General features: G+C 64.2%; 24 protein-coding genes and 2 tRNA genes. 5 read left to right on the forward strand and 21 right to left on the reverse strand.

The genetic code is table 11. The features are described from left to right. Positions 1 to 35 precede the first annotated feature (35 nt). The 3 genes from AC07XB_RS31725 to AC07XB_RS31735 are packed head-to-tail and all read right to left on the reverse strand — an operon-like array spanning position 36 to position 2543. The gene (locus tag AC07XB_RS31725; RefSeq protein ID WP_492814742.1) at positions 36 to 977 is read right to left on the reverse strand and encodes a hypothetical protein; all 942 of its coding nucleotides are present in this window, start codon (positions 975 to 977) and stop codon (positions 36 to 38) included. Continuing rightward, positions 974 to 2224: a sensor histidine kinase gene (locus AC07XB_RS31730; protein ID WP_492831936.1), complete on the reverse strand. Its 1251-nt coding sequence runs from the start codon at positions 2222 to 2224 to the stop codon at positions 974 to 976. Before AC07XB_RS31730 ends, AC07XB_RS31725 begins: the two co-directional genes overlap by 4 nt. Next, positions 2217 to 2543, reverse strand: a complete 327-nt coding sequence (locus tag AC07XB_RS31735; RefSeq protein WP_492814738.1) for a hypothetical protein — start codon at positions 2541 to 2543, stop codon at positions 2217 to 2219. The genes AC07XB_RS31730 and AC07XB_RS31735 overlap by 8 nt, the downstream gene beginning before the upstream one ends. A gap of 326 nt (positions 2544 to 2869) precedes the next feature. On the opposite strand from AC07XB_RS31735, the gene AC07XB_RS31740 reads away from it, so the two are divergent. Next, entirely contained in the window at positions 2870 to 3781 is a 912-nt protein-coding gene (locus AC07XB_RS31740; RefSeq protein ID WP_492831938.1) for a tyrosine-type recombinase/integrase, read from the forward strand. A gap of 104 nt (positions 3782 to 3885) precedes the next feature. Here the strand turns inward: AC07XB_RS31740 and AC07XB_RS31745 are convergent. The 9 genes from AC07XB_RS31745 to paaA form a co-directional block, all read right to left on the reverse strand. Next, positions 3886 to 3961 (reverse strand) — tRNA-Gly (locus AC07XB_RS31745). 4 nt (positions 3962 to 3965) lie between these two features. Continuing rightward, positions 3966 to 4041 (reverse strand) — tRNA-Asn (locus AC07XB_RS31750). A gap of 140 nt (positions 4042 to 4181) precedes the next feature. Continuing rightward, on the reverse strand, positions 4182 to 5507 hold the full coding sequence (paaK, locus tag AC07XB_RS31755) for a phenylacetate--CoA ligase PaaK (protein WP_492814734.1): 1326 nt from the start codon (positions 5505 to 5507) through the stop codon (positions 4182 to 4184). Between the two features lie 184 nt (positions 5508 to 5691). Continuing rightward, positions 5692 to 7374: a phenylacetic acid degradation protein PaaN gene (paaN, locus tag AC07XB_RS31760; RefSeq protein ID WP_492814732.1), complete on the reverse strand. Its 1683-nt coding sequence runs from the start codon at positions 7372 to 7374 to the stop codon at positions 5692 to 5694. Positions 7375 to 7440: 66 nt separating this feature from the next. Next, on the reverse strand, positions 7441 to 8529 hold the full coding sequence (gene paaE, locus AC07XB_RS31765; RefSeq protein ID WP_459375270.1) for a 1,2-phenylacetyl-CoA epoxidase subunit PaaE: 1089 nt from the start codon (positions 8527 to 8529) through the stop codon (positions 7441 to 7443). A gap of 27 nt (positions 8530 to 8556) precedes the next feature. Next, the gene (paaD, locus tag AC07XB_RS31770; RefSeq protein ID WP_492831940.1) at positions 8557 to 9114 is read right to left on the reverse strand and encodes a 1,2-phenylacetyl-CoA epoxidase subunit PaaD; all 558 of its coding nucleotides are present in this window, start codon (positions 9112 to 9114) and stop codon (positions 8557 to 8559) included. A 6-nt stretch (positions 9115 to 9120) separates the two neighbouring features. Then, complete coding sequence (gene paaC / locus AC07XB_RS31775) at positions 9121 to 9921, reverse strand: 1,2-phenylacetyl-CoA epoxidase subunit PaaC (RefSeq protein ID WP_492831942.1); 801 nt, start codon at positions 9919 to 9921, stop codon at positions 9121 to 9123. A 15-nt stretch (positions 9922 to 9936) separates the two neighbouring features. Next, positions 9937 to 10221: a 1,2-phenylacetyl-CoA epoxidase subunit PaaB gene (paaB, locus tag AC07XB_RS31780; RefSeq protein ID WP_006156041.1), complete on the reverse strand. Its 285-nt coding sequence runs from the start codon at positions 10219 to 10221 to the stop codon at positions 9937 to 9939. Between the two features lie 13 nt (positions 10222 to 10234). After that, positions 10235 to 11251, reverse strand: coding sequence for a 1,2-phenylacetyl-CoA epoxidase subunit PaaA (gene paaA, locus AC07XB_RS31785; protein WP_183033350.1), 1017 nt, complete (start codon positions 11249 to 11251; stop codon positions 10235 to 10237). A 292-nt stretch (positions 11252 to 11543) separates the two neighbouring features. Between paaA and AC07XB_RS31790 the strand changes: the two genes are divergently transcribed. Beyond that, positions 11544 to 12416 (forward strand): hypothetical protein, encoded by an 873-nt coding sequence (locus AC07XB_RS31790; RefSeq protein WP_492372365.1) that lies wholly within the window; start codon positions 11544 to 11546, stop codon positions 12414 to 12416. Positions 12417 to 12530: 114 nt separating this feature from the next. On the opposite strand, the gene AC07XB_RS31795 is transcribed toward AC07XB_RS31790, so the two are convergent. The 6 genes from AC07XB_RS31795 to badH form a co-directional block, all read right to left on the reverse strand. Next, a complete protein-coding gene (locus AC07XB_RS31795; protein WP_492372366.1) occupies positions 12531 to 12845 on the reverse strand; it encodes an amino acid ABC transporter permease in 315 nt (104 codons plus the stop codon). Between the two features lie 219 nt (positions 12846 to 13064). Beyond that, on the reverse strand, positions 13065 to 13868 hold the full coding sequence (locus AC07XB_RS31800; RefSeq protein WP_492814723.1) for an enoyl-CoA hydratase: 804 nt from the start codon (positions 13866 to 13868) through the stop codon (positions 13065 to 13067). After that, a complete protein-coding gene (aliA, locus tag AC07XB_RS31805) occupies positions 13855 to 15507 on the reverse strand; it encodes a cyclohexanecarboxylate-CoA ligase (protein WP_492372368.1) in 1653 nt (550 codons plus the stop codon). Before aliA ends, AC07XB_RS31800 begins: the two co-directional genes overlap by 14 nt. 51 nt (positions 15508 to 15558) lie before the next feature. Further along, a complete protein-coding gene (aliB, locus tag AC07XB_RS31810; RefSeq protein ID WP_492372369.1) occupies positions 15559 to 16710 on the reverse strand; it encodes a cyclohexanecarboxyl-CoA dehydrogenase in 1152 nt (383 codons plus the stop codon). 99 nt (positions 16711 to 16809) lie between these two features. Next, positions 16810 to 17592, reverse strand: coding sequence for a 2-ketocyclohexanecarboxyl-CoA hydrolase (gene badI, locus AC07XB_RS31815; RefSeq protein ID WP_492372370.1), 783 nt, complete (start codon positions 17590 to 17592; stop codon positions 16810 to 16812). Between the two features lie 68 nt (positions 17593 to 17660). Then, positions 17661 to 18428 (reverse strand): 2-hydroxycyclohexanecarboxyl-CoA dehydrogenase, encoded by a 768-nt coding sequence (gene badH, locus AC07XB_RS31820; protein WP_492372371.1) that lies wholly within the window; start codon positions 18426 to 18428, stop codon positions 17661 to 17663. A 135-nt stretch (positions 18429 to 18563) separates the two neighbouring features. Here badH and AC07XB_RS31825 point away from each other — a divergent pair, with 135 nt between their 5' ends. After that, on the forward strand, positions 18564 to 19082 hold the full coding sequence (locus tag AC07XB_RS31825; protein ID WP_492372389.1) for a MarR family winged helix-turn-helix transcriptional regulator: 519 nt from the start codon (positions 18564 to 18566) through the stop codon (positions 19080 to 19082). 72 nt (positions 19083 to 19154) lie between these two features. Here the strand turns inward: AC07XB_RS31825 and AC07XB_RS31830 are convergent, their stop codons facing one another. Beyond that, on the reverse strand, positions 19155 to 20105 hold the full coding sequence (locus AC07XB_RS31830; protein WP_492831947.1) for a tripartite tricarboxylate transporter substrate binding protein: 951 nt from the start codon (positions 20103 to 20105) through the stop codon (positions 19155 to 19157). A gap of 325 nt (positions 20106 to 20430) precedes the next feature. Between AC07XB_RS31830 and AC07XB_RS31835 the strand changes: the two genes are divergently transcribed. After that, on the forward strand, positions 20431 to 20772 hold the full coding sequence (locus AC07XB_RS31835) for a DUF190 domain-containing protein (RefSeq protein ID WP_492372372.1): 342 nt from the start codon (positions 20431 to 20433) through the stop codon (positions 20770 to 20772). A gap of 42 nt (positions 20773 to 20814) precedes the next feature. On the opposite strand, the gene AC07XB_RS31840 is transcribed toward AC07XB_RS31835, so the two are convergent. After that, positions 20815 to 22308, reverse strand: coding sequence for an MDR family MFS transporter (locus tag AC07XB_RS31840; RefSeq protein ID WP_492831945.1), 1494 nt, complete (start codon positions 22306 to 22308; stop codon positions 20815 to 20817). 362 nt (positions 22309 to 22670) lie between these two features. Beyond that, positions 22671 to 24758, reverse strand: coding sequence for a methyl-accepting chemotaxis protein (locus AC07XB_RS31845; RefSeq protein ID WP_493688139.1), 2088 nt, complete (start codon positions 24756 to 24758; stop codon positions 22671 to 22673). Between the two features lie 956 nt (positions 24759 to 25714). Here AC07XB_RS31845 and AC07XB_RS31850 point away from each other — a divergent pair. Continuing rightward, positions 25715 to 26038: an RNA chaperone Hfq gene (locus tag AC07XB_RS31850; RefSeq protein ID WP_492372375.1), complete on the forward strand. Its 324-nt coding sequence runs from the start codon at positions 25715 to 25717 to the stop codon at positions 26036 to 26038. The last annotated feature ends 7 nt before the right edge of the window (positions 26039 to 26045 follow it).

The raw sequence follows: 26045 nt of genomic DNA on the forward strand, positions 1-26045 counted from the left end.
TCCGCGCGTCGACTCCAGCTCCGGAAATGCCTCTGTCAAACCGGGAAGCATCTTGGAAGTTCCGCGACCTTGAACCCTGCGATGTCGGCGGCGATGACTTTGTGCAAGCCCTCTGACCAGTCCAGGCCATGTTCGTAGTATCCCCCAGCATTCCGCGCACCGAGGAAGAATGGCAAATGTGTTCCGCGTTGGATTGCCTTCATGAAAGGCTCGGGTACACCCGCCTCCCGGGCCACCTCCAACTGGGACACTCTAGCCTCGTCATCCATGACGAGCCAGCGCTTCGTGCGCCCCGCCTTATCGATCGCGGCAATCCCTGGCGGCGTCAGACTGACGGTGACCCAGACGGCCTCGGCGTCGCGCGTCACATCGTCGAGCAGCGCTAGCAACGCCGGATTCCCGAGGAAAGGAAGCGATTGTCGCTGCAAGATGCTCAACGCCGCATCACCGACGGATGCCATCACCTTGCGCTCAAGCTCGCGAACATAGTCCACGACGTGCCGAATTGCCTCGCGATCGTCTTTCCGTATGAACCGGTCGATGACGCCCGCGTTGAAACCCTCTATCGCGTGACGCGGTGACGCCTGCCCCGTCAGCAAGACCTTCCCAAGTCCGCGGCAGATCTGCCAGTCCGCCACCTCGAAGCCAGTCAACTCAGGCATAGCGTAGTCCAGTATGACGACACCGATCTGCTCCGAACATATGCGATGCAAATCGAAGCCGCTCAACAGACTGTCATTCACGCATAGGGATCGTTTGTCAGGCACCAACTCGACCTCTTTGACCAACCGTCGCGAAAGCGAGTCTGGATCAATGGCGTGCTTCCCCAATATGGCCAACGCCGACCAGCACGTCGACGCAGTGTAGATCTTGTTGTGAGGTAAGCGTCGACGTAGGACCTTCTTCATGCTGGCCAGTACATCTTCGTCGTCGTCCACCAGTAGCACACCACATTGCATTCGAAGCGGCACCGTCATACGCTGGGCAACTCCAATTGAAAGCGTGTGAACACGCGATCCTCGTACATGACTTGTATTGCGCCTCCCATTCGCTCCGCGATCATTCGACTTGCGTAAAGGCCCACCCCGATGCCCTCCTTCTTCGCACTGAAAAATGGCACAAAGAGGTTTTGCGCTAATGCGGCCGACAGACTGCCGGCTGAATCCTCCACCGTCACTACGCCCCAACCATCGCGCCTCGCCAACTCCAAAGACACCTTGCCGCCACCGGCCGCCGCCACCGCGGCAATAGCGTTGCGAAGGAGGTTCACCACGATCTGACGCGCGCCACCGATATCGCCTCGCACAACACAGCTCGCGTCACCGCGAAGCTCAATCAAGGGCACATTTCTCCCTCCCGCCAACGTATCGAGCGCATCTCGTGCAACCTCCGCCAGGTCAAATGTCGCGCTGGTATCCTCCGCCGCCTCGCCACTGGACCATCGGACGTTCTCGAGATGGAAGTTCAGGTTGCTATGTACGTCCGATATCCGCCTCTCCAGGCGATCCAGAATCTCACTCCATGCCTGGTCGCATCGATCGGCTCTATCCAGCATTTCCTCTTTCAAAGCCAGCATCTGCATGCGCAATGCAAACATCGGGCTCCTGACCTCATGTGCCAGGACGGCCAACGCGCGCCATGCGCCCACAAGTCCGTCCCTCACCCGCTGATCTCGTCGACTAGCCCCGGCCACCGCTGTGGCAAAGGCAAAGAGGAATATTGGCAGGATCACGGCACCATCCTGGAAGGGAACACCGGCGAACTTGCCCGCAGGCGACAGGTGAAGGACGGCCACCGCCAGCGCGCTCCCAATCGCGAAGCACACCAACCCGGACAGCACGCGCAGGGAAAAGAACGTCAGGTAGATGGCGCAGACGAACGACATCGCCCATACGCGATTGTCGATGCCATTCGCCAGGTACATGTACGAGAAGAAGAACGGGACGTTGAGGATAAATATCGCGTAGTGGACATACGACGAGACTCTCGCGCTGCAGGTTCTGAGATATCGTCCTGTGCCAACCAGGAACCACAGCCCGGCAACGCATCCACGAAGCGCCAGGCTGTCGTGGGGCTGCGGAAACACAAAGGACCAGACGATCCAATAGAGGCCGTGACCAAGAGCGCCGCCCACCCAAAGCAGCCTTAGCCGCGGAGCCCAGTGCAGTGGCTCTTCCGAGAACTGGAATGCCTTCCGCGAAGGCCATGAAGGTGCTTTATGCATCACGAATTGTGACGAGCATCGCATGGGTATAGCCGCCGTCGGCAGGCGAGACCACTTCACCGGTCACATCGTTCAGAAAGTGCCGGCCATCCCAGACGGCAAACACGCCACCCAGGGCAGGCGAACACCCTTCCGCATGCAGGCCATAGGTCAATCCGGGCAAGAGCCGATTACCGTCACTATCCCTGCCGTTGGCGATGCTATTGGGAGCTCGCTTCATCTCTCCATTTTTCTCGACCATTGGATAGGACAAGTCTGATTGACAATAGGAATATTCTTCAGAGTCACTGGGTTTTTCACTGACGCCAATTATTTCCATCTCGCTCGAACACAATGCACGTGCGCAAAGCATGCCCCAGCTCACAACCGGCTGTCATCCGTAGATTTACGGGGCGCGCAACGCGTCCGCCATAACCCCGTATTTTCGCCCTGCACATCTAGAAATCCACTTGGCAGAATCCCAAAACCGCCTTCCCCGTGCCTTAGACCACTCTACCGAAGCCGTCTTCATATCGAATATAAAGCGGAAAAAATCATCCAATCAGAGCTGTTGACAGCGCAACAAACCTACTCGCTGTCAACATTTGAAACATTCGTATTTATTAGATAGATTAGCCACCAATACTTCAATTATCGGAAAATAGAATGTTGATCTCAAAACTCTTGGAAGAGTATCTTCGCAACAAGATTCTGGCACCGGACACAGTAAAATCCTACAGGGAGAAGACTGCTCACCTTATCCGATGGGTAGGCGATATTGACGCGAAGGAATTAAGTGTTGATAACCTTATTGACTACAGAAACAAGGTTATCAAGGGCACTTCGGCTTCGACTTACAATACGCTACACCGACATCTCTCTGCGATCTTCCAATACGGCGTGGAAACGGGGGTCGTTGCCTCAAGCCCGTTCCGCGTCGTCAAGAAGGCACCGGTGCATCACGAACTGCCGAAGGTCATTCAGAGGGAAAAGCTGAGCCTGTTATTTCAGCTGCTAGACAGTCCAGAGCACCCGTGGCCGCCTTGCATGCGACCAATCTGGTTCTGGAGAGCGTTCATCAAGACGCTCTATTTCACGGGCATGCGGAGAAGACAGATTCTCAACCTGGAGTGGCGTGATATAGACGTCGGACAACGCACTATTCACCTCAGATCCGAAACCAGCAAGACCCGGCGATCTTACGACATCCCCGTGCCCCAATCTTTACTCTCCGAGTTGGGAACGTATCGAAAGATATACTGCACGCGCCTCGGCGGAACGAACCCAAACTGGAAGGTCTTCAATGTCGGTCCGTTTCGGACTCGGGCGAAACGGACTGATCCTCGAGAAGCCATGGGCGAATGGAATCTGCGTGACGTCTTCGCCGAGCTAAGGAATACACATGGGATAGTTGCATCCTGCCATCGCTTCCGCCATACGACCGGAACGAAATTGATGCGAGTGACGAAGAACCCGAAGCTTGTTCAGCTTCAGCTTGGACATACGAGTCTCAATACGACAATGAAGTATGTCCACCCCGATATCGACGAGATGCGGGATTTGGTTTCGTATCTGTAGCAGATGGAATGTTGACAGCTACGGGAGGTTCGGGCACCCTCTCGTTTGGGAGGCGACCTGTGCGGGCGCTCTCACGATACCCTAGCGGGTAAATTTTGCCATTTTGGAGCGGGAGACGAGGCTCGAACTCGCGACCTCAACCTTGGCAAGGTTGCGCTCTACCAACTGAGCTACTCCCGCTTTTTGGCTCCCCGACCTGGGCTCGAACCAGGGACCTACGGATTAACAGTCCGGCGCTCTACCAACTGAGCTATCGGGGAACAAGTTCCGTCTCAATCGAAACGGAGGCCGGATTGTACAACAGCCTTTTGCGTTTTTGAATAGTTTTTTTCGCTCAGCGTGGATCGGCTGCGATCGGCTTGCTTCTCGCTCGCTTCTCACGCCTCCCGCAGTTACCGCCTCAAGCGCCGAGGTGCCGCAGGTCGAGCACGCGCTGCGCCTTGCCCGTGGCGGTGGTCTTGATCTCGCCGGCATTCAGGACGCGCACGGCCGTGGAAACGCCGATCATCGTCTTCACCCGGTGCTGCAGCTCACGTGCCAGCTGCTCGCGCTCGCTTTCGGCCAGCGAGGCGCAGATCTCCGCGCGCGCCTCCACCGACACGGACAGCGAATCCATATGCCCGTCGCGCGTGATGCACAGCTGGTAGTTGCCGCTAAGCCGGGCAATGCCGAGAATCAGCTCCTCGACCTGGCTCGGAAACACGTTGACCCCGCGAATGATCAGCATGTCGTCGGAGCGCCCCGTGATCTTCGCCAGCCTGCGCATCGAGCGCGATGTCGGCGCCAGCAGCGCGGTCAGGTCACGCGTGCGGTAACGGATCATCGGCATGGCTTCCTTGGAGAGCGAGGTAAATACCAGCTCGCCCTGGCTGCCGTCGGGCAGCACTTCGCCGGTGACCGGATCGATGATCTCGGGATAAAAGTGGTCCTCCCAGACCACCGGGCCGTCCTTGCTTTCAATGCACTCGGACGCCACGCCCGGGCCCATGATCTCCGAGAGGCCGTAGATGTCGACGGCCTGGATGCCCGCCCGGGTCTCGATTTCGCTGCGCATGCCCTGGGTCCACGGCTCGGCGCCGAAGATACCGATCTTCAGCGACGACTCCGCCGGGTTCATGCCTTGGCGTGCCATCTCGTCGATCAGGTTGAGCATGTAGGACGGCGTGACGAGAATGATCGACGGCTCGAAATCGCGGATGAGCTGTGCCTGTTTCTCGGTCTGTCCGCCGGACATGGGCACGACCATGCAGCCGAGCCGCTCGGCGCCGTAATGAATGCCGAGGCCGCCGGTGAACAGGCCGTAGCCAAACGCATTGTGCAGCGTGTCGCCACGCCGGCCGCCCGCCGCACGGATCGAGCGCGCCGTCACGTTGGCCCATGTGTCGATGTCCTTCGCGGTATAGCCCACCACGGTCGGCTTGCCGGTGGTTCCGCTCGATGCGTGCACGCGCACCACCTCGTCCCTTGGCACGGCAAACAGCCCGAACGGATAGTTGTCGCGCAGGTCCTTCTTGGTCGTGGTGGGGAATTTCGCCAGGTCGGATAGCTGGCGCAGGTCGTCCGGATGCACCCCGGCGGCGTCGAAAGCCCGGCGGTAGTGCGCCACATTGTCGTAGGCATGGCGCAGCGACCATTTGAGGCGCGCCAGTTGCAGCGCCTGGAGTTCGTCGCGGCTGGCTAGTTCGATGGCTTCGAGCTCACCCGGTTGAGGAATTGGCTGGACCACGGTTGTCTCCTGGGAATGACGCGGCAAAATAGGAATGAACGGTGGCGGGAACGGGGGCGCCACGCGGCAGCCTGCCAACCCGGTCATGCGCGTCAACGGTCTTTGCCGTCGTGCCGCCCAGGTTGGCAACGTGCCTGCTTACTGATTACTGATTACTGATTGGTAGTGCTGGATATGCAGTCGCTCAGGTGCGCTGCGGCACATGCCGCCGGCTTTGCACGACGCGGAAGCGGTTGGCAACAAAGGCCGTGTCGGCAAGGCTCGCGTTGGCCGCGGGATTCGCGCCGGTGGCGTGGAAGTCCGAGAACGCCGCCGACTGGTTCACGAAGACGCCGCCCGTCAGGTTGACCGACAGCGCAACGCCGCCGGATACGGCAGCCTCGTCAGCGGCATCGAGCACCTGTTCGTCCGTGCTGTAGACCGACAGCGTCAGCGCGCCGCGCGTGCGAGCGATGCGCGCGGCGAGTTCCAGCGAATGCCGGGTGGAATCGGTGGCAATCACAAACGCAATCGGGCCGAACCATTCCTGCGTAAACGTATCCTCGTCGCGCCGGGCGTCGAGCTTCAGCAGGACCGGCGTGCTGACGCGGGCTTCCGGGTAGGCCGGATGCACTAGGCGCTGGCTGGCAAGGAGCGGCACGCCCAGCTTGGTCACCTGCTCGATCCGGTCAAGCACGCCCTTGTTCTGGATTGCACCGATCAGCTCCACGGCCTTGGCCGGATCGCTGGTCAGCTTTTGCACGGCATCGGCGATGGACTGGGCCACCTCCTCGAACGGGACCGTGCCTTGCGCCGTCTTGATGCCTTCACGCGGCACGTAGATATTCTGCGGCGCGGTGCACATCTGGCCCGAGTACAGCGCGAGCGAAAACGCGATATTGCGCGACACCGCCTTCAGTTCGTCCGCCGAGTCGATCACGATCTGGTTGACGCCCGCCTTCTCGGTGTACACCTGCGCCTGCAGCGCATGTGTCTCCAGCCAGTCGCCGTTGGCGGTGCTGCCGGTGAAGTCGATCAGCCGGATTTCATCGCGCGTGGCCAGCGACTGCACCAGCGCGCCGTCATTGGGTGCGGTGGCCAGCAAGGTCACGACGTTCGGATCGAAGCCGGCCTCCTCCAGCACCTGCCGCGCGATACGCACGGTAATGGCCAGCGGCAGGATCGCGGCGGGATGCGGCTTGACGATGACGGCATTGCCGGTGGCCAGGTCCGCGAACAGCCCGGGATAGCTGTTCCAGGTGGGAAACGTGCAGCAGCCGATCACCAGCCCGATTCCGCGCGGGACGATGGTGAAGCGCTTTTCCATGGCGAGCGGCGGATTCTTGCCTTGCGGCTTTTCCCAGTACGCCGTCTGCGGAATGTCACGCATGGCATCCCACGCATAAGTGATCGCCTCTAGCGCGCGGTCCTGCGCATGCGGGCCGCCGGCCTGGAATGCCATCATGAACGCCTGCCCGGTGGTATGCATGACGCTGTGCGCGATCTCGAAGCTCGCCTGGTTCAACCGCGCCAGGATCTCCAGGCTCACGCCGACCCAGGCCTTCGGGCCTGCCTTGCGGAATTGCAGCTGCGCCGCTTGCGCCGCCGCGATCAGCGCGTCCGGCTCGGCGTTGGGATAGCCGATGTTCAGCGCGAAGCCGAATGGCGAATGTTCCGCGCCGACGGTGCCGCCGCTGCCGGCTTGCTCGAGCACGAAGGGTTGTCCGAGTTGCGCCTTGAATGCCGCCTCGCCGTCGTCGGCGGCGGTTTCGCCGTAGGTGCGCGGGCTGGGCATCTCATTGAAGGGGCTCCAGTAGCCTCGGGTCCGGATGGCGTCCAGGGCTTGGGCAAGTGTCTTCTCGTGTTTTTCAAACAGGGCGTGATTCATTGCGGGGGCCGTATTTCTTTAAAGGATTGCGGTACTGCACTTGCTGTGCGTCGATTTACCGTTCATTTACCGTTCGTCGTAGCTGACGACAACCCGGTCGGAGACCGGATGGCATTGGCAGGTGAGCACGAAGCCGTCGTCGATCTCGTGCTGCTCCAGCGTGTAGTTCTTTTCCATCTTGACTTCGCCTTCCAGGACCTTGGCCCGGCACGTGCAGCACACCCCGCCCTTGCAGGCATAGGGCAACGCAAGGCCCGCTTTCAGGCCGACGTCCAGCACGCTGACGCCCACGTACGGCAGCCGCAGCTTGCGCTTCTTGCCGTCGATGATCAGCTCCAGATCCGCAGCCGGCGTGTCGTCGGTGATCTCGATCGGCGGCACGCCCGCTTGCGGCAGCGGCGTGCCGAAGCGCTCCACGTGCACCTTCGCGGGCGCCACGCCGGCGGCCTTGAGCGCGGCCTCGGCGGCGTCCATCATCGGACCGGGGCCACAGATGAAGGCTTCGTCGATCTCGGCGGCGGGCACGAGCGTGGCCAGGAAGGCCTCGCATTTCGCCTGATCCAGCACGCCGTTGAACAGCTCGACCTCCTGCAGATCATCGGACAGCACGTGATACAGCGAGAACCGGCTCATGAAGCGGTTCTTGAGGTCTTCGAGCTCCTCGGCGAACATGATCGCGTCGACGCTGCGGTTGCCATATACCAGCGTGAAGCGGCTGGTCGGCTCCGTCTCCAGCGTGGTCTTGATGATCGCGAGTACTGGCGTGATGCCCGAGCCGCCCGCGAACGCCACGTAGGACCGCGACAGCTCGGCGTTCAGGTGGGTGAAGAAGCGCCCGTCGGGTGTCATCACCTCGATCTCGTGGCCGGGCTGCAGCGTGTCGAAGGCGAAATTGGAGAACCTGCCGCCGCGTACCCGCTTGATGCCGATGCGCAGCTCGCCATCGCGGTCATAGTCGGTGACGCCCACGCAGATCGAATACGAACGGCGGGTTTCCTCGCCATCAAGATGCGCCTTGAGCGTGACGAATTGCCCTTGCGTGAAACGGTACGCGTCGCGCAGGGCCTCCGGCACCTCGAACGAGACGGTCACCGCGTCGGCGGTCTCGGGCCGTACCTCGCGGATACGCAGCGGATGAAATTGCGGTGTCGCCATGTTGTCGGTCCAGGTCGGTACGGTTTGTCAGTACGGTTTGAAGTAGTCGAACGGCTCGCGGCAATCGATGCAGCGGTACAGTGCCTTGCAGGCCGTCGAGCCGAACTGCGCCAGGCGTTCGGTGTGCACGGAGCCGCATTGCGGGCATGCGGGCCGGTCGTGGGTAGCGTGCGATGCTGTGCGCGGCACGAAGCGGATGGTCTTCTCTTGCGGCGCGTGGCCGCTGCCGCAGTTGCCCATCGGCGGCGCGATGCCGTATTGCCGCAGCTTGTCGCGCGCTTCGCTGGTCATCCAGTCGGTGGTCCAGGCCGGGGCGAGCACAGTGACAACGCGATGGGAAAGGATCCCGGCGGCGTTCAGCGCCTGCCCGATGTCCTCGGCAATCTGCGACATGGCAGGGCAGCCCGAATAGGTTGGCGTGATGACGGCTTCGAGCACGCCGTCAGCGCCGCGGCGCACGTCCCGCAGGATGCCCAGTTCGCGAATCGACACCACCGGGATTTCCGGGTCGGGTACGGCTTCGAGCACGGTCCAGGCGCGCTCCAGCGTGGCGTCGGACTCCATCAGCGTGTCAGCAGCGTTCATCTTGATCTACCAGGTGGCGCCGGGATGCTGGCGTGCAAGGCTCTGCATTTCGGAAAGCAGGTAGCCCATGTGCTCCGAGTGCTCGCCGTGCTTGCCGGTGGTGATGTGTTTCGCCTCGGACGGCAACGTGAGCGTGGCCTGCGCCACCGTGGCGGCGACGTCTGCCTGCCAGGCGGGCTGAAGGTCCGCCATCAGGGGACCGATGCCGGCCGCTGCCACCGCGGTTTCCACCGCATCGGTCGCGAAGAATTCACGGGTGTACGGCATCAGGTAATCCAGCGCCGCCTGCGCGCGCCGGTGCGACTCCTCGGTGCCGTCGCCAAAGCGGATCAGCCAGTCGGCGGCGTGGGTCAGGTGATAGCGGGTTTCCTTCAGCGACTTGGCGGCGATGGCCGCCAGATGCGTGTCGGTGGACGATTGCAACGCCGTCCACAGGTGGCCCATCAGCGCGGAATACAGGAAGTTGCGCGTGATCGTGACCGCATAGTCGCGCTCGGCACGTGCCGTGCCGGCGAGCGGCCCGAAGTGGGGCAACTCCACCAAGGTGTAGTTGGCGAACTCGCGCTCGGCGCGGAAGTAGGCGTAGCTGTCTTCGGTTCTCCGTGTGCCGTTCAGTGCTTCGTCAAGGGTAGCCGCGTGCGAATACAGCAGGCGTGCCTGGCCGATCAGGTCCAGGCTGATGTTCGCCAGCGCAATATCTTCCTCGAGCGCAGGGCCTTGGCTGCACCACTCGCTGTTGCGCTGGCCGAGGATAAGCGCGTTATCGGCGAGGCGCAGCACGTACGACAAATGTTGGGGCGTGGTCATGTTCTGGGTCCCGCCTTACATGTGGTCGACTTCGGGGGGGAGCACGAAAAACGTCGGGTGGCGATAGATCTTGTCGCCAGCCGGCTCGAAGAACGACTCCTTGTCCGCCGGGTCCGACGCCGTGATCATGGCCGAGGGCACCACCCAGATGCTCACGCCTTCCTGACGGCGCGTGTAGACGTCGCGGGCCATGCGCAGCGCGCCGCTGGCGTCGGGCGCGTGCAGGCTGCCGCAATGCTTGTGGTCAAGGCCCTGCTTGCTGCGCACGAACACTTCCCAGATTGGCCATTCCTTGTTCATCTTTGTCTCCAGTTCAAGCAGCTTGTTTGCGGTCGCGGGCGGCCTGTCTATCGGCCTGCTTCTGGGCATGCGCCAGCGCGGCTTCGCGCACCCAGGCGCCATCGTTATGCGCCTTCACCCGGGTGGCGAGGCGCTCCTTGTTGCAAGGCCCGTCGCCATTGACCACGCGCCAGAATTCTTCCCAGTCGATTGCGCCGTAGTCGTGCGCGCCGCGCGCCTCGTTCCACTTCAGGTCCGGATCGGGCAGCGTCACGCCAAGGATCTTGGCTTGCTCGACCGTTGCGTCGACAAACTTCTGGCGCAGGTCGTCGTTGGAGATGCGCTTGATGCCCCACTTGAACGACTGGCCGCTATGGATGGAGTCCTTGTCGCTGGGACCAAACATCATCAGCACCGGCCACCACCAGCGGTTCACCGACTCCTGCACCATGTCCTTCTGGGCCTGCGTGCCCTTCATCATCGACAGCAGCGCATCGAAGCCCTGGCGCTGATGGAAGGACTCCTCCTTGCAGATGCGGATCATGGCGCGCGCGTATGGGCCGTAGGTGCAGCGGCACAGCGGGATCTGGTTCATGATCGCCGCACCATCCACCAGCCAGCCGATCACGCCCACGTCCGCCCAGGTGGGCGTGGGGTAGTTGAAGATGCTCGAATACTTGGCCTTGCCGGCGTGCAAGGCATCGACAAGCTGGTCGCGCGACACACCCATCGTTTCGGCCGCGCTGTACAGGTACAGGCCATGGCCGCCCTCGTCCTGCACCTTGGCGAGCAGGATGGCCTTGCGCTTGAGGCTCGGCGCCCGGCTGATCCAGTTGCCCTCGGGCTGCATGCCGATGATCTCGGAGTGCGCGTGCTGCGAGATCTGCCGGATCAAGGTCTTGCGGTAGGCGTCTGGCATCCAGTCCTGCGCCTCGATCTTGCCGTCAGCGTCCATGACCGCGTCGAAATGCGCCTGCTCCGGCGAGACGTCGGCTTGCACCGTTTCGAGCGGCTGGGCGTTGCCTGGGATATCCAGTGATTGGGTGTACATGGCGTTTTCCTGTGGACCGATGCCGCAGTATATTTATAAACCGACCGTCCGGTTGATTTATTATTTAGATCGACAAATAAAAACGATAGTTAAAAATCCTGGCTAGTTAGGAACTTGCTGGCTGAGGGAAAAGGGTGTGGCGAGCGAGGCATATTCACTCCGGGATAGCCTCTCCGTCATGCAACATCGGGCAGGCCCGCCTCGCTGCCGGGAATCCAGCGCACGGCCGGCTCCCCTTGATGCCGCACCCCGGCAGTAGAATGGAAATTTGCCACCGGGGAAGAAAGTGTGCGTGAAGCGCGAGCTTGCTGCGATTGGCATCGCTGCTGTACTGACAGGCACCCAGGTGGTGTGGGCCGCGACCGACGCGTCAATTACATCCGAATCGTCCGAAAGGCCGCTGCCGGCCGCGGCGCCGCCATCGGCGGGCAAGGCAAACTGCTGGGAAACGCTCTGGTCTCGCCCGAATGCGAAAGTGCAGATGGAGGCAGACGGCACCATGCCGATGTCCATGATGACGGTGCAGGAACTGCTGGAAAGTACGCCGGCGGGATGCCAGGCGATCATCAATATTCACTCGAAGAGCGCGCTGGCAGCGCTGATGGGGCCGCCGGTCATTGCGGATCAGCGCGACCTGGTCAGCATCTCGCCGCTCGCTGCGCCATCGGCGGTTCGCGTCGAAATCCACTCAGAGATCAATGCGAGAGCGCGCTATGCCCGGCTCTATGGCACCTCGACAAGCGTAGGCGAAGGTGTGGTCAACTATGCGGGTGTGGATCTGCGCGAGGGCACGATACTTGGCGGCGAGACGGTCAACTCCAGCGTGACGCTCAAGATCTATGCGCGCGGAACGGATGAGGAGGTGGGCGAGCTGCGCGCTGCGCACGCCACGATCACCATCAGCTCGCGCCACGTCGGGCGGCGCCGCATGATTGAAACCGCGCTGGGCCGCAAGGATTGCGTACCGATCACTTATGAGAAGCGCTCCTCGCTTGGGCCAACGCAGCTCGTCGATACGCTGATCCTGACGACGCCTTCGGTCATGCAGATCACGGATTGGTATTGCCCAAGCGAGCGCTTCGTGCTCCGTACGGAAGTACGAGAGCAGGGCAAGGTCCAGCGCATCGATACGACGGCAATCATGCCGGTCGGCGAGGTCCCCTGAATTCCGTTCGGGGCCAGGCTGGAGGCGAATCCGGTGCGTCGGAGGCAAAAAAAACCCGCCGGCTTGGCGGGTTTTTCCAGGCGCACGGCATCGACCGCCGCGCGGCGAGACGGCTCAGGCCCCGGCAGCGGCTGCCGGCACCGCCTTCTTGGTTTGCTTCTTATGCGACTTCTTCGCCTTCGAATCCGTCAGGTTGGCACGCGAGCTCTTGTTTGCGCCCTGGGTATACGGGTCAAACTTGTCGCCGGCCTTGGCCCCGTCGGTATAGGGGTCGGCCTTGCCAGCCTTGGCGCCATCGGTGTACGGGTCTGCTTTGCCAGCCTTGGCGCCCTGGGTGTAGGGGTCAACCTTGCCGGTGCCTTGCGCCTGAGCGGCGATGGATGCTGCGCCAAGGCACAGCGCGAAAGCGGTAGCGACAATCTTCTTCATGACATTTCCTTGGAAGGCCACCGTCCGGGCAGCCGTGAACACGCGAACATTGAGCCAACCTGACCGGCCAGCTCTCCACTAAACGTATCGTATTAAGCGTCCGTTGACTTGGCATTCAAACTTCTTTTCCCAAAAAATGGAGCCATTGCCGGGTGGACGTGGAACACTTTTTTGCGGCTTTGGCAGATCGAAGTTTCGGCATCGATGCCCACATGCCGTCTAGCGGTGCCGGAACTCCGGCGCCCTTCGCTCCAAAAACGCATTCATGCCCTCCTTCAGATCCTCCGTGGCAAACAGCGCATGCAACTGCCGCCGCTCGAACAGCATGCCCTCGGACAGCGAAGACTCGTAGGCGCGGTTGATCGCCTCCTTGACCACCATCATCGACGGCAGCGAGAAACCGGCAATTGTCTGCGCCACCGCCATCGCTTCATCCATCAACCGCCCGGCGGCCACCACCCGCGATACCAGCCCGCTGCGCTCCGCTTCATCCGCATCCATGTTGCGCGCCGTCATGCACATGTCCATGGCTTTCGCCTTGGAGATGGCGCGCGGCAGGCGCTGCGTGCCGCCCGCGCCGGGAATGACCGCAAGCTTCAGTTCCGGCAGGCCGAACACCGCGTTGTCCGCCGCGATGAGAATGTCGCAGGCCATGGCCAGCTCGCAGCCGCCGCCAAGCGCGTAGCCCGCGACCGCTGCGATCACTGGCTTGCGCACATTGCGCAGCGTCTCCCAGTTGCGCGTGATGTAGTTGGACTTGAACACGTCCATATAGTCCCAGCCGCGCATGGCCGCGATGTCCGCGCCGGCGGCGAAGGCCTTGTCGTTGCCGGTGATCACGATGGCGCCAACGCCGTCGTCCTGATCACACGCCAGCAGCGCCAGGCCGAGCGCATCCATCAGCGCATCGCTGAGCGCGTTCATCTGCCGGGGACGATTGAGGCGGATCACGGCGACGCGGCCGACCATCTCCAGCAGGACCAGGTTCTTGTCGCTCGCAGGCGTGGCTTCATGCGCGGTCACTGGATGCGCCCTCCCCTTGCCCGCTCTGGCGAAGTTGCTCCCGCAGCCTGAATTTCTGAATCTTGCCCGCTGGCGTCGAGGGCAGCGCACCCTGCACGACCAGCCGCTCGGGGATGTACTGCGCGGCCATCTTCTGCGCCTTGAGGAAGTCCACCATCGCCGCCATGTCGAATGGCTGGCCGTCGTGGGTCACGATGAAGGCGCAGGCACGCTCGCCGAGGCGCTCGTCGGGATAGGCGACGATGGCCACCTGCGCGACGGCCGGATGGCGGTACAGCAGGGTTTCGATTTCGACCACCGGGATGTTCTCGCCGCCGCGGATGATGACGTCCTTGCTGCGGCCGTCGATGCGGATGTAGCCGCGCGCGTCGATGCGGGCCAGGTCGCCGGTATCGAACCAGCCGTCCGCGTCGGTGTCGTTCAGGTGCGCACGGCGCAGGTAGCCGCCGAAATTGGAGCAGGAGCGCACCAGCAGGCGGCCGCTGGCGCCCACCGGCAACGCCGCGCCCGCTACGTCGACCACGCGCACTTCCACTCCGGGCAACGGGCATCCGTCGGTGCTGGAGGCGCGCTCATCGTCATCCTCGAGCCGCGTGGTGGTCACCGCGCCCATTTCCGACATGCCCCAGGCGGAGATCACCTTGGCACCCAGCGCGCCGCGCGCCAGCTCCACCAGTGCGCCGGGGATCGGTGCGCCGGCGCACAGGAAGGCGCGCAGCGTGGGCACGGCGCCGCCAGTCTCGGTGACCGTGCGGGCCAGGTCGGTGAGGAACGGCGTGGAGGCCATGGTGAAGGTAACGCCCTCCTGCCGGATCAACGCTACGGCCTGGCGCGGCTCCCAGATGTCCTGCAACACCACGCTCGCGCCCAGCATGATCGGCATCATCAGGCCATACATGAAGCCGGTCTGGTGCGCCATGGGCGAGGCCATCAGGATTACGTCGTCCGCACCCAGGCGCAGGCGTTCGGCGTACGTGACGATGTTGGCCATAAGCGTGTTGGACGAATGCAGCACGCCCTTCGGCTCGCCGGTGGTGCCGGAGGTGTAGATGAGCTGGGTGATGTCGTCCGGGCCGGGGCGATGGCCAGCCGCCAGGTCCGGCGCGCCGGCGCCGGCCAGCAAGGTCTCGAACGAATTGGGCCCGGCGCCGCCGATCACGGCCACGTGCCGCAGGTCAGGCAGCGCCTGGCGCAGGCCATCGAACATGGATTCGTAGTCAAACCCGCGAAAGCGCTTTGGGATCACCACAACCTTGCTGCACGCGTGCCGGAGCATGAACGACAACTCGCGCTCGCGCAGGATCGGCATCAGCGGATTGAGCACCGCGCCAAGGCGCGCGCAGGCAAGATAGAGCGCGGTGAACTGCCACCAGTTGGGCAACTGGCAGGACACGACATCGTTGGCGCCAACGCCCAGCCTGGCGAGGCCCGCCGCGATGCGCCCGGCCTGCCCGGCCAGTTCCCGGTACGTCAGGTGCGTGGTCTCGCCGCTTTCCACCTGCAATGCACTTAGCGCGACCTTGTCGGGGCAAGCGGCCACGCAGTCGTCCAGCGCATCGTTGATGGTGCGCTCTGGCCAGAGGCCTTGCGCGACGCTGGACGCGCGGCGCGGGGGCAACAGGATGGCGTCGAATTCCATGGCATGTCTCCTCGTTGTTATCGTTTTGGTCAGGCTTGCTCGCTGGCGAGATCAGGCTGGTACCGCTTCCCGGCCCGCGCGGGTACGGGCGATGATGGTCTTCATGATCTGGGCCGTGCCGTCGCCGATCTGGAAGCCGAGCACATCACGCAGGCGCTGCTCCATCGGGCCGCGGTCGTAGCCGCCGTGGCCAAACGACAGCAGGCACTGGTGCACCACGTCGTAGGCCAGCTTGGGCGCCCACCATTTGCACATCGCGGCTTCGGCCGTGTGCGGCAGGTTGCGGTCTTTCAGCCAGAGCGTCTGCAAGCACAGCAGGCGCGCGGCAGTGACCTGCGTCTCGAAATCCGCCAACGGATGGGACACGCCCTGGAAGGCGGCCAGCGGCTTGCCGAAAGCCTCGCGCTCGGCCACGTATTCCCAGGTTTCTTCCAGGCTCGCCCTGGCCACCGCCAGTACCTGCAGGCCGATCAGCGCGCGGGAGAAATCGAAGCCCTGCATCACCTGCACGAAGCCCTCGCCTTCCTTGCCAAGCAGATGGCTGACGGGCACGCGCACGTTCTCGAAGAAGATCGAGCCGCGCCCGATGGCGCGCTGACCGTGGCAGTCGAAGCGGTTGGTGGTGATGCCGGGCAGGTCCATCGGCACCAGCAGCGCCGAGACGCCGCGCGCGCCCGCCTCGACGGAGCCGCTGCGCGCGAACACCACCGCGGCGTCGGCCTGGTCGGCGGCGGAGATGGAAGTCTTCTCGCCGTTGAGCACGTAGTGGTCGCCGTCGCGCTCCATGCGCAGGCGCAGGTTGGCCGCGTCCGAGCCGCCGCGCGGCTCGGTCAGCGCGATGGCGAACAGGGCTTCGCCTTGCGTCAGGCGCTGCAGCCACGGCCGCGCGATCTCCGGGGCGGCGTGATGCGCCAGGATCTGCCCGTTCAGCGAGGCCAGCAGGTTGATGTAGGAAAGGCTCAGGTCCGCGCGCGCCACTTCTTCGTGGATCACGCCGGCCGCCAGGCAGCCCAGGCCCTGGCCGCCATATTGCTCGGGCAACTCGGGGGCGATAAAGCCCATCTGGCCCATTTCGCGCATCAGCGCGCGGTCAAGCTCGCGGGTGCGGTCGCGCTCCAGGAAGCCGGGCGCGATACGTTCGGTGGCGAAGCGGCGGGCATGGTCGCCGAGCGCGGCCAGGTCTTCGTCGAGATAGGGGTTCATGGTGTCTCCAGGAGGTCTTGCCGCATGGCGCGCCGATGCGATGCACCGTGCGGCCGCGTTGCTTGTGAGCGCAACGTCGGCTATGGCGGCTATGGCGGCTTACTTGGCGTGCTTGCGGAAATCGGGCTTGCGCTTTTCCTGGAAGGCGGTGACGCCCTCGCGCGATTCCTCGGTGTCGTAATAGAGCTTGAGCGCGTACATGCCCATGCCGGCGATGCCGCTCTGGTGGGCCGTGTCCATGTTGAACGAGCGCTTGGCGATGGCCAGCGCGGTGGGGCTCTTCTCCATGATCTCGTCGCACCACTTCTGCACTTCGGCGTCGAGCTGTTCATGGGGGACGACAGCGTTGACCAGGCCCATGGCGAGGGCTTCGGCAGCCGGATAGCGGCGGCACATATACCAGATCTCGCGCGCTTTTTTCTCGCCCACCACGCGGGCCAGGAAGGCCGTGCCATAGCCGGGATCGACCGAGCCGACCTTGGGGCCGACCTGCCCGAACACGGCCTTCTCGGACGCGATGGTGAAGTCGCAGATGGTGCAGATGACATTGCCGCCGCCAATGGCGTAGCCCTGCACGCGGGCGATGACAGGCTTGGGCACATCGCGGATGGCGTTGTGCAGCTCTTCCATCGGCAGTCCGATGGTGCCGCGGCCGTCGTACTGGCCTTCATGCGCGGACTGGTCGCCGCCGGTGCAGAAGGCTTTTTCGCCGGCGCCGGCGAGCACAATGGCGCCGATCTCCCGGTCATAGCCGGCGCGGTTGATGGCGTGGATCAGTTCGTCGCAGGTGCGCCCGCGGAAGGCGTTCATCTTCTCCGGGCGGTTGATGGTGATCCAGGCCGCGCCGTTGCGCACGTCGTAGAGAATGTCTTCGTAGTTCATGGTCGTTGTCTTCGTTGTCTTCGTTGTCTTCGTTGTCTTGGAAGCCGCTGCAACCGCTGCAGCCGGGTTCAGCCGTTCATGGTCAGGCCGCCCGACACGCTCAGCACCTGGCCGGTGACGAAGGCCGCGTCGTCGCTGGCAAAGAACACGATGGCGCCGGGCAGGTCCTCCGGCTGGCCGATGCGGCCGAGCGGGATCGAGCGGGTGAAGGCCTCGATCAGCTTTTCCGGGTTGCCAGCGCCTTGCTTGTAATCCTCGAACAGCGCGGTATCGGTCGGGCCGGGACACACCACGTTGACGGTGATGCCGTGGCGGGCGTGCTCACGCGCGATGGTCTTGGAGAACGACACCAGGCCACCCTTGCACGCGGCGTAGACCGCCTCGCCGGAGGAACCCACCCGCGCCGCATCGGAGGCGATGTTGACGATGCGCCCGCGCCTGCGCTCCACCATGCCGGGCAGCACCGCGTGGTGCATGTGCAGCGCGCCGGTGAGGTTGATGGCGATCAGGCGGTCCCATTGCGCCGGCTCGGTCTTGGTAAAGGGCTTGAACACGTCCCAGCCGGCGTTGTTGACCAGCACGTCGATGGGGCCAAGCTGGCTGGTGGTGGCCGCCACGGCGGCATCCACGCTGGCGCGGTCCGTGATGTCGCACTGGAATGCTTCGGCGCGGCCACCGTTATCGCGGATGCGGGCTGCGACCTGCTGCGCTGCCGCCAGGTTCAGGTCGAGCACGGCCACGGCGGCGCCCTCCCGCGCAAAGCGCCGGCAGGTTGCCCCGCCGATGCCACCGCCACCACCGGTCACGATGACCGTCTTGCCTTCGAGTCTTTGCACAGTGTTCTCCTTCGTGGTCCAGGGTGCTATCGTGCGGCTGATAGGTCGCGCGCCAGCGTTTAAATACGTAAATATATTGACGTATAATAGGCGGGCAACTGGACCAATGCAAGTACGGCTACTCTGGAATTTATGATGGTTAACCCCGATTTTGACGATGATCTTGCCCCGGCCGCGCGCATGGAAATGGCAAACAGGTTGTTCTTTCGCCTGTACCAATGCGCAAATATGTTGCATAAAACGGGGTCAAGGGCGGTCGAGGCCGAAGGCCTGACGACGCAGCAGTGGGCCGTGCTGGGCGCGCTGTCGCGGCCACAGGCGGCCGATGGCATGAGCGTGGGCGACCTGGCGCGCTACCTGATGGTGAGCCGGCAGAACCTGTCGGGGCTGATCAGCCGCATGGAGCGCGACGGCCACCTGAGCATGGCGCCCGACGGACGCGACCGGCGCTCGCGGCTGGTCACCATGACGCAGACCGGGCGTCATGTGTGGTTGCGCCTGGCGCAGCCCAAGATCCGGGATTACTACGAGCGGGCGCTGACCGATTTTTCAACCGGCGACATCACCCACACGCTGCACTACCTGCTCAAGCTGCTGGAAAACATGAAGGGGCTGGATGCCGAAGGCGCCGCGCCGGAGGATGGGCGGGAGTGAGGCGTCGTGCATGAAGGGGGGGAATGGCGCAAACCGGCGGCCATCACCGGCTTGCGTGATTACGCTGTCGCCTTATTCAGCCTTGATGCCGCGCGTGCGGATCAGTTCGGCCCAGCCCGCGGTTTCCACGCGGATACGCGTGGCGAGCGCATCCGGCGTACCGGCAACCGGCTCCATGCCCTGCCGCGCCAGCTCTTCACGCACGGCCTTGCTGCCGAACACCTCGCGCACGTCGGCATGGAGCGCCTCCACCACAGGCGCCGGCGTGGCGCGCGGCACCAGCAGCGCGTACCACGAGCTGACCTCGATGCCGTGCACGCCCTGCTCGGCCAGCGACGGAATCGCGGGCGCCGCGGGCGAGCGCGTGGCCTGGGTCACGGCCAGCGCGCGCAACGCGCCGGAGCGGATAAACGGCGCCAGCGTGGGCAGCGTGCCGAACAGGATCGGCACCTGCCCGCCCACCACATCGTTGAGCGCCTGCGTGGTGCCCTTATAGGGCACGTGCAGTAGCGCGATGCCGGTCTGCTGGCGGAACAGCTCGCCGGCGAGGTGCAGACCGCTGCCCACGCCTGGGCTGGCATAGCCAAGCGGCGGCTTGGCGCGCTGGGCCAGCGCCACCAGTTCCTGCACGGAGCTAGCGCGCACGGAAGGGTGCACCGCCAGCACATTGGGCGAACTTGCCAGTAGCGAAACCGGAAGGAAGTCTCGCTCGACGTTGTAGGACAGCGCCGGGAACAGCGTTGGGTTGATGGTCAGGTTGCCGGCGGGCGCCACCAGCAAGGTGCAGCCATCGCCCGCCGCGCGGCGCACCGCATCGATGCCGATATTGCCATTGGCCCCAGGCTTGTTGTCCACCACCACGGTTATGCCGCGGCGCTGGTGCAAACCCTGCGCGAGCGTGCGCGCGAGCAGGTCGGCCGGGCCACCCGCCGGGAACGGCACGACAATGCGCAGCGCGCTGCAGGCAGGGGCGGGTTGCGCGGCGCGCGCCGCTGGTGCAGCGCCAATCCACAGGCAGGAGATCGCGAGGCAGGCAGCGGCGGGCCAGCGCAGTGCACGCCTGAGGTTGGTTTCGGACTTCGGATGTCGCACTGGGGACCTGCTAAGGGTTGGCGTAATGAGAGTGACTCCCTGGCTTTTGTTTTATATATAAAACCATGAATCGCTATTGAGACAAATAAAAATATAGCCCGCCCTTTCCCGGAACGGGTCTAGGGTAATCCCTTGGTTTTTGGGGAAGCAGGTTTCGCGCCTAAACTAAAGACGGCACCCCGCCAGGCGCACGCCGTCCATGCCACTTTCGCGGCACGCGAACACCGCCACAGGGGGGGGCAAAAGGGGGGATGCCGTGCAAGGCTTCCAACTCACGCTGTTCACCATCGAAAACCGCCGCCACCACGGCAAGCAGCTATCCCACTGGCTGCTGCAAATCTTGCGCGAACTGCAGATCCGCGGCGCCACGCATATGGTGGCGGCCGAAGGCATCGGCCATGACCGCCGCTTTCACACCTGGCATTTCCTGGAGCTGGCCGACCGGCCGGAGGAGATCACCGTGATTGCCACGGAGGAGGAAGTGCAGCGGCTGTTCGACCGCCTCGCCCTGGAAGACGTCCAGGTGTTCTACGCCAAGACGCCGGTGGAGTTCGGCTTCCTGGGAAAAAGCAGCGCGCCAGGGGCGCAGAGCCCCTGACCTGGCTGGGCCACGCGGCCTCACTCGGCCAGCGTGCGCCAGTCAATCCATGCTGGCCGCCACGCTAGCGCCGGTGCTGCCGCGCAAGGTGGCCTCCGGCAGACGCGCCACCAGGAAGGGCGCCACCAGCGACACGGCGGCGCTGAGCAGGAACAGCGTACGGAACGCGGCTTCGGCCACCGCCCGCACCGCGCCGGCATCGGCCGAAGTGCCCGCATCGCCCCCCACCATGGCGCGATGGAACATGCTCATCAGGATGTCCTCGCCGCCGGCCAGGTCCGCGATACCCATGCCGCCATGGCGCAACAGTGCGATCAGCACGGTGGTCAGCACCGCCACGCCAACCGCGCCGCCAAGCATGCGCGAGAAGGCGGTCAGCGCCGTGGCCACGCCCACCTGGTGCGCAGGCACCGCGTTCTGGGTAGCAACCAGGCCGCTTGGCAACTGCAGCCCGATGGCCAGGCCGAGCATCACCATCACCAGCGCGGTCAGCAAGACCGCATGCGGATCAACGAACGCCAGCGCGACGATCGCCAGCGGCGCGACCAGCGAGCCCGCCAGCTGCAGCGGCTTGTAGCGGCCGCTCCACGTCATCAGCCGCCCGGAGATGAACGCGCCAAACGGGATGGACAGCGTCAGCGGCACCAGCCGCAGCGCAGCGCTATCGGCCTGCACGCCGCCCACTACCTGGAAGCGCAGCGGCAGCAGCACGGACATGGCGATCAACTGGAAAAAGCACAGGAACAGCGTGACGCAGCAAATCGTGACCGTCGGCACGCGCAGCATGTCCAGCGGGATCATCGGGTCCGCCACCCGGCGCTCTTGCCACACGAACAGCACCATGGCGACCATCCCGGCCACCAGCAGGCCAAGCGTCTGCGGCGTGGCGGCAGACTGCCCCTGCCCGAGCCGGGTCAGGAACACCAGCACGCCGGTCAGGCCGCCACCGAACAGCAGCGCGCCGACGTAGTCGATGCGATGGCGGCGCCTGCCCGCCGGCAGGTGCTTGAGCGCACGGCGGACCACCAGCAGCGCGATCAGCGCCAGCGGCAGATTGATCCAGAAAATCCAGCGCCACGACAGGTAGTGCGCCAGGTAGCCGCCGATCACCGGGCCGGCCATGCTGGCCACGGCCCATACGCCGCTCACATAGCCCTGGTAGCGGCCACGGTCGCGCAGCGGCACCACATCGGCAATGGTGGCCTGCGACACCGAGATCAGGCCACCGCCGCCCAGCCCTTGCAGGACGCGCGCGATGATCAGTTGCGGCATGGTCTGCGCCAGCGCGCACGCGATCGAAGCCAGGAAGAACAACACGATGGCAAACGACAGGACCGAGCGCCGCCCGAGCAGATCCGAGAGCTTGCCGTAGATCGGCGTCACCACCGTGGAGGCCACCAGGTAGGCCGAGACCACCCAGGCCATCTCCTCGAAGCCGTTAAGCTGCAGCGCGATCTCCGGCAACACCACGGCCACGATCGATTGCTCCAGCGCCCCCAGCAGGATGGCCAGCATCAGCCCGAAAATGATCTGCATCACCGGCACCGGCGGAACCGGCGGGGGGACGAATGCCGTGTTGCGAGGGTTACCGCCGTCGTCCGCGGCCTCGGAGGAGGCGGAAGTGGCTGAGGCGATCGCGGTCGCGGGTGACCGGGCGGAAGAAGGCGGAGCTGAAGCCGCCAGGAAGGACGGCATGGAGACGGCGGTCATGGGCGCAGGGGAGAGAACGCTTGCGGCGAGGGACATTGAGTGCGGCGCCACCGCGAACGGGCGGCATCGCTCCTGTCTGTTTTTGTATACAAGGGCGCTATTGTAGGCCTAAGCCTTGCGCCTTGCAGCCGCCCCACCGCCTTGCCGGGCTCCTGACCTGAACGGCATTCAAGGCGACGTTGCCTGTCTCAGAACGATTCCCAGTCCCCTGCAGCCACAGCCGGGCTGCCGGCAGCCGGGGTGCGCGCGGCGCGGCGCGGCGCCGGTGTGGCCACGGCAGCAGCCTTGGCCTGACGGGCGGCGGGCAGCGCCTTGGAAGACAGCACTGGTTCGCGGCCCTGGCGCACCACCGGCGCGCGGGCCTTGCTAGGCAACACGGGCTCGCGGGGGGTGCGGACCGCGCCGGCACGTGGCGCTACGGCGGCTGGCCGGGCCGCCGGCTTGGCGGCGGTTGCTGGTGCTACTCGTGCTGCCGGTGCTGCCGGTGCTGCCGGCGCTGCTTGAACCACCTGCACTGCCTGGGCAGCACGAGCGGCCGGAGCCACGGGCTTGGCCGGGGTCGGGCGAGCCGCCCCCGGGCGGGCCGGCGGGTGGCTCTTGCCACCTGCGGCCGTGTGCGCCGCGTGGCGCCGCCCCGCGGCTGCCGGCGCCACGCGCGCTGCGGCTACCGCCCGCGCAGGCGCAGCCGGTGCCGGCGCCCGTGCAACATGCGTTTGCGCCGGTGTCACCTGGAACCTGGATACATCATCGACCAGCCCGGCTGCCTGCTGCTGCAGGCTCTCGGCGGCGGCGGCGGCTTGCTCCACCAGCGCGGCGTTCTGCTGCGTCACGCTTTCCATCTGATTGATGGCACGGTTGACCTGCTCGATGCCGGAGGACTGCTCCTCGCTGGCCGCGGCGATCTCGCCCATGATGTCGGTCACGCGCTTCACCGCCCCGACGATATCGTCCATGGTGCGGCCGGCGTCCTCGACCTGCTTGGCGCCATGGGCCACCTGCCCCACCGAGCCATTGATCAGCTGGCCGATCTCCTTGGCCGCCGACGACGACCGCTGGGCCAGGCTGCGCACCTCTGCGGCCACCACGCCAAAGCCACGTCCTTGCTCACCGGCGCGGGCGGCTTCCACCGCCGCGTTGAGCGCCAGGATATTGGTCTGGAAGGCAATCCCTTCGATCACGCCGACGATTTCGGCGACCTTGGCCGACGATTGCGAAATATGCTGCATGGTCTCGACCACGCCGCGCACTGCGTGCCCGCCCGCCGTCGCCACGCCGGAAGCGCTGACCGCCAGTTCGTTGGCATGGCGTGCATTGGCCGCGTTCTGCTTGACCGTCGAGGTGAGCTGCTCCATGGATGCCGCGGTCTGCTCCAGGGATGCCGCCTGCTCTTCCGTGCGCTGGGACAGGTCGGTATTGCCCTTGGCGATTTCCCGGGTCGCGCCATCGATCGAGCGCGTCGCGCCCTGGATGCCGTGCACCAGTGTCGCCAACTGCCCGAAAGCGCGCTCCAGCGCCCCCAGCATGCGGCCCATCTCGTCATCGCTGCTGGCTTGGATGACATAAGTCAGGTTGCCATGTGCGAGCGCTTGTGCCGCATCCAGCGCTTGCCGCGCCGGGCGCGTGATCGAGCGCGTGATGCCGATGCCGAGGACGGCGGCCAGCGCGACCGCGGCGGCAGCCAGGCCCAGCAGCAGGTTGCGCGCCATCTCATAGCTGGCATTGGCCTCCTGCACGGCAGCGGCGGCCACCTTGCGCCCCCCGTCGGACAATTCGCTCAGCTTGTCGAAGTAAGGTGCCTGCGCCGCCGGCAGGGTCGCGACCAGCGCGCTGCGAGCACTGTCGAACTCGCCACCCTGCAACTGGCGCAACACCGTGTCGAGCTGGGTGTCGTAAGCATTGCGTGCCTCGATCAGGGCACGATAGGTTTCCTGGATCTCAGGCCTGGCGGACCTGGAAAGCCACTTCCCAAGTTCATCCAGCGTGCCACGCATGTCCTGGCGCAGCGCGCCGATGCGCTCGGCGTTGCGCCGCACGGCAACCGGATCCTCATTCAGGGTGGCATCGCGCACCAGGATGCCGGTGCGCAGCGCATCTTGCTTGACACGCTCGATCTCCAGCACCTTGAACAGGCGCCCTTCCACTGTCAGGCGCATCGATTCGTTCATGGTGCGCAGGGACATCATGCCCAGCACGGCCACGGCAACCAGCAGCAGCGCCACGAGCGAAAACGCTACCGTCAGGCGCACCCCAATGCCAAAGTTTCGCAACCAACGCATCTTCCCGGCTCCTTTAACTCTTATCGCGCGCGCTTCATCCTCGCCCCGGACAGATTTCCGGAGCGACACCGCATCGCGGGCTTAACGGCAGGGACGGGAGCAAGCTTGAGGGCTAAACAGCGACTTCCACAAAGAAGCGGAAAAATGCGGAATTGAAAGGGAATATAAGGGGGAAAAGCCCGGCAATTCGAACGATTGGCCGGCTGCAACCTGTCGTCTAATGTCACCCACGCACTTCGAAGTGCCGCCACCGGCGCTTGTCGCCGAGGGCGCACAACAAGCAAAGTGGGCGCACAAAAAAAGAAGCCCACGCGCGGGGTGCTCGTAGGCTTTCCAGGACTGCTTTAGAGCCGAAAGGCCCTGAAGCGAATATAAACCTGCTTACATGAGGTGTAAATCCAATTTCTATCAGGGATAACTCTGATAGCAAAAGTGCCGAAAATGTCACTCAAGTGGCGAATACGCGGCATGGGTTACATCGCAGCAGCAGGCCAGGGCCACTTTGTTGCCCGCAAACCCGTGCCTGATAGGGAATGCGGGCGCAGGTGGCGTTGGGACTTGCCACGCAAGCGCCTATCAATTCATAGATTTGCAGCGTGATGCAATAGTTTTATTAGAGGAAAACCTCTACACGAGACGCGCCCCCCAACCGTCAAGATTTGTAAGAAATTTTGTTACCCTCGCCCCTGAAGTATTCCCCTTCTCTTCTGGCGGCGTCGCCCGCCACAGCTTGCGGAGCAGCATCGGATCCACCGCCTGGACACAAACCAGGTCCGGTCCCGGCCCATGCCGCCTCGCCGTCCCGCGCCAGCACCGAGAGCGGATGTTTCATCCCCCGCCCAGCCCAGGCCGCGCCACAGCCGGCGCCCAGCCGTGCTGTCACACCGCATTGCCCAGGCCCAGTTATTGGACCGTTGCCAGCCGCCAGAACCCGAGCGGGCTCTTCCGGAGAAGTTGTGAACAAGAAGGTAACCAGGATCGATCGCCCGAGCCGGAAACTGCAGCACCTGCAGCTCTCCACCCACAGCGCAAGTCGCAATCCTGTCGTCGTGCATTTATCGAACGGCATTCGACTGCACGGCGTGATCATGGCGGCGGACAACTATATGGTGCTGCTGGCAGAGTCTGCGCAGGACCCGCTTCCGCAGATCGTCTACAAGCATTCCATCGCCGTGATCACGCCGGCTCACGCCCCCGAGGCCATGGCCTGCGTGCCCGGGGCGGAGACCTCGCCGGATTTTGTCAGCTTATATACACCGCGTACCCGCAAGCGCCGCTAGGCGTTGC

This window comes from Cupriavidus sp. GW821-FHT02F09, from assembly GCF_059421605.1.

Bases quoted from the DNA above. Each gene is read 5' to 3' on its own strand.
- AC07XB_RS31725 (WP_492814742.1), bottom strand. From the start codon at position 977: ATGACGGTGCCGCTTCGAATGCAATGTGGTGTGCTACTGGTGGACGAC.
- AC07XB_RS31730 (WP_492831936.1), bottom strand. From the start codon at position 2,224: ATGCATAAAGCACCTTCATGGCCTTCGCGGAAGGCATTCCAGTTCTCG.
- AC07XB_RS31735 (WP_492814738.1), bottom strand. From the start codon at position 2,543: ATGGAAATAATTGGCGTCAGTGAAAAACCCAGTGACTCTGAAGAATAT.
- AC07XB_RS31740 (WP_492831938.1), top strand. From the start codon at position 2,870: ATGTTGATCTCAAAACTCTTGGAAGAGTATCTTCGCAACAAGATTCTG.
- paaN (WP_492814732.1), bottom strand. From the start codon at position 7,374: ATGAATCACGCCCTGTTTGAAAAACACGAGAAGACACTTGCCCAAGCC.
- paaE (WP_459375270.1), bottom strand. From the start codon at position 8,529: ATGGCGACACCGCAATTTCATCCGCTGCGTATCCGCGAGGTACGGCCC.
- paaD (WP_492831940.1), bottom strand. From the start codon at position 9,114: ATGAACGCTGCTGACACGCTGATGGAGTCCGACGCCACGCTGGAGCGC.
- paaC (WP_492831942.1), bottom strand. From the start codon at position 9,921: ATGACCACGCCCCAACATTTGTCGTACGTGCTGCGCCTCGCCGATAAC.
- paaB (WP_006156041.1), bottom strand. From the start codon at position 10,221: ATGAACAAGGAATGGCCAATCTGGGAAGTGTTCGTGCGCAGCAAGCAG.
- paaA (WP_183033350.1), bottom strand. From the start codon at position 11,251: ATGTACACCCAATCACTGGATATCCCAGGCAACGCCCAGCCGCTCGAA.
- AC07XB_RS31795 (WP_492372366.1), bottom strand. From the start codon at position 12,845: ATGAAGAAGATTGTCGCTACCGCTTTCGCGCTGTGCCTTGGCGCAGCA.
- aliA (WP_492372368.1), bottom strand. From the start codon at position 15,507: ATGGAATTCGACGCCATCCTGTTGCCCCCGCGCCGCGCGTCCAGCGTC.
- aliB (WP_492372369.1), bottom strand. From the start codon at position 16,710: ATGAACCCCTATCTCGACGAAGACCTGGCCGCGCTCGGCGACCATGCC.
- badI (WP_492372370.1), bottom strand. From the start codon at position 17,592: ATGAACTACGAAGACATTCTCTACGACGTGCGCAACGGCGCGGCCTGG.
- AC07XB_RS31825 (WP_492372389.1), top strand. From the start codon at position 18,564: ATGGTTAACCCCGATTTTGACGATGATCTTGCCCCGGCCGCGCGCATG.
- AC07XB_RS31840 (WP_492831945.1), bottom strand. From the start codon at position 22,308: ATGCAGATCATTTTCGGGCTGATGCTGGCCATCCTGCTGGGGGCGCTG.
- AC07XB_RS31845 (WP_493688139.1), bottom strand. From the start codon at position 24,758: ATGCGTTGGTTGCGAAACTTTGGCATTGGGGTGCGCCTGACGGTAGCG.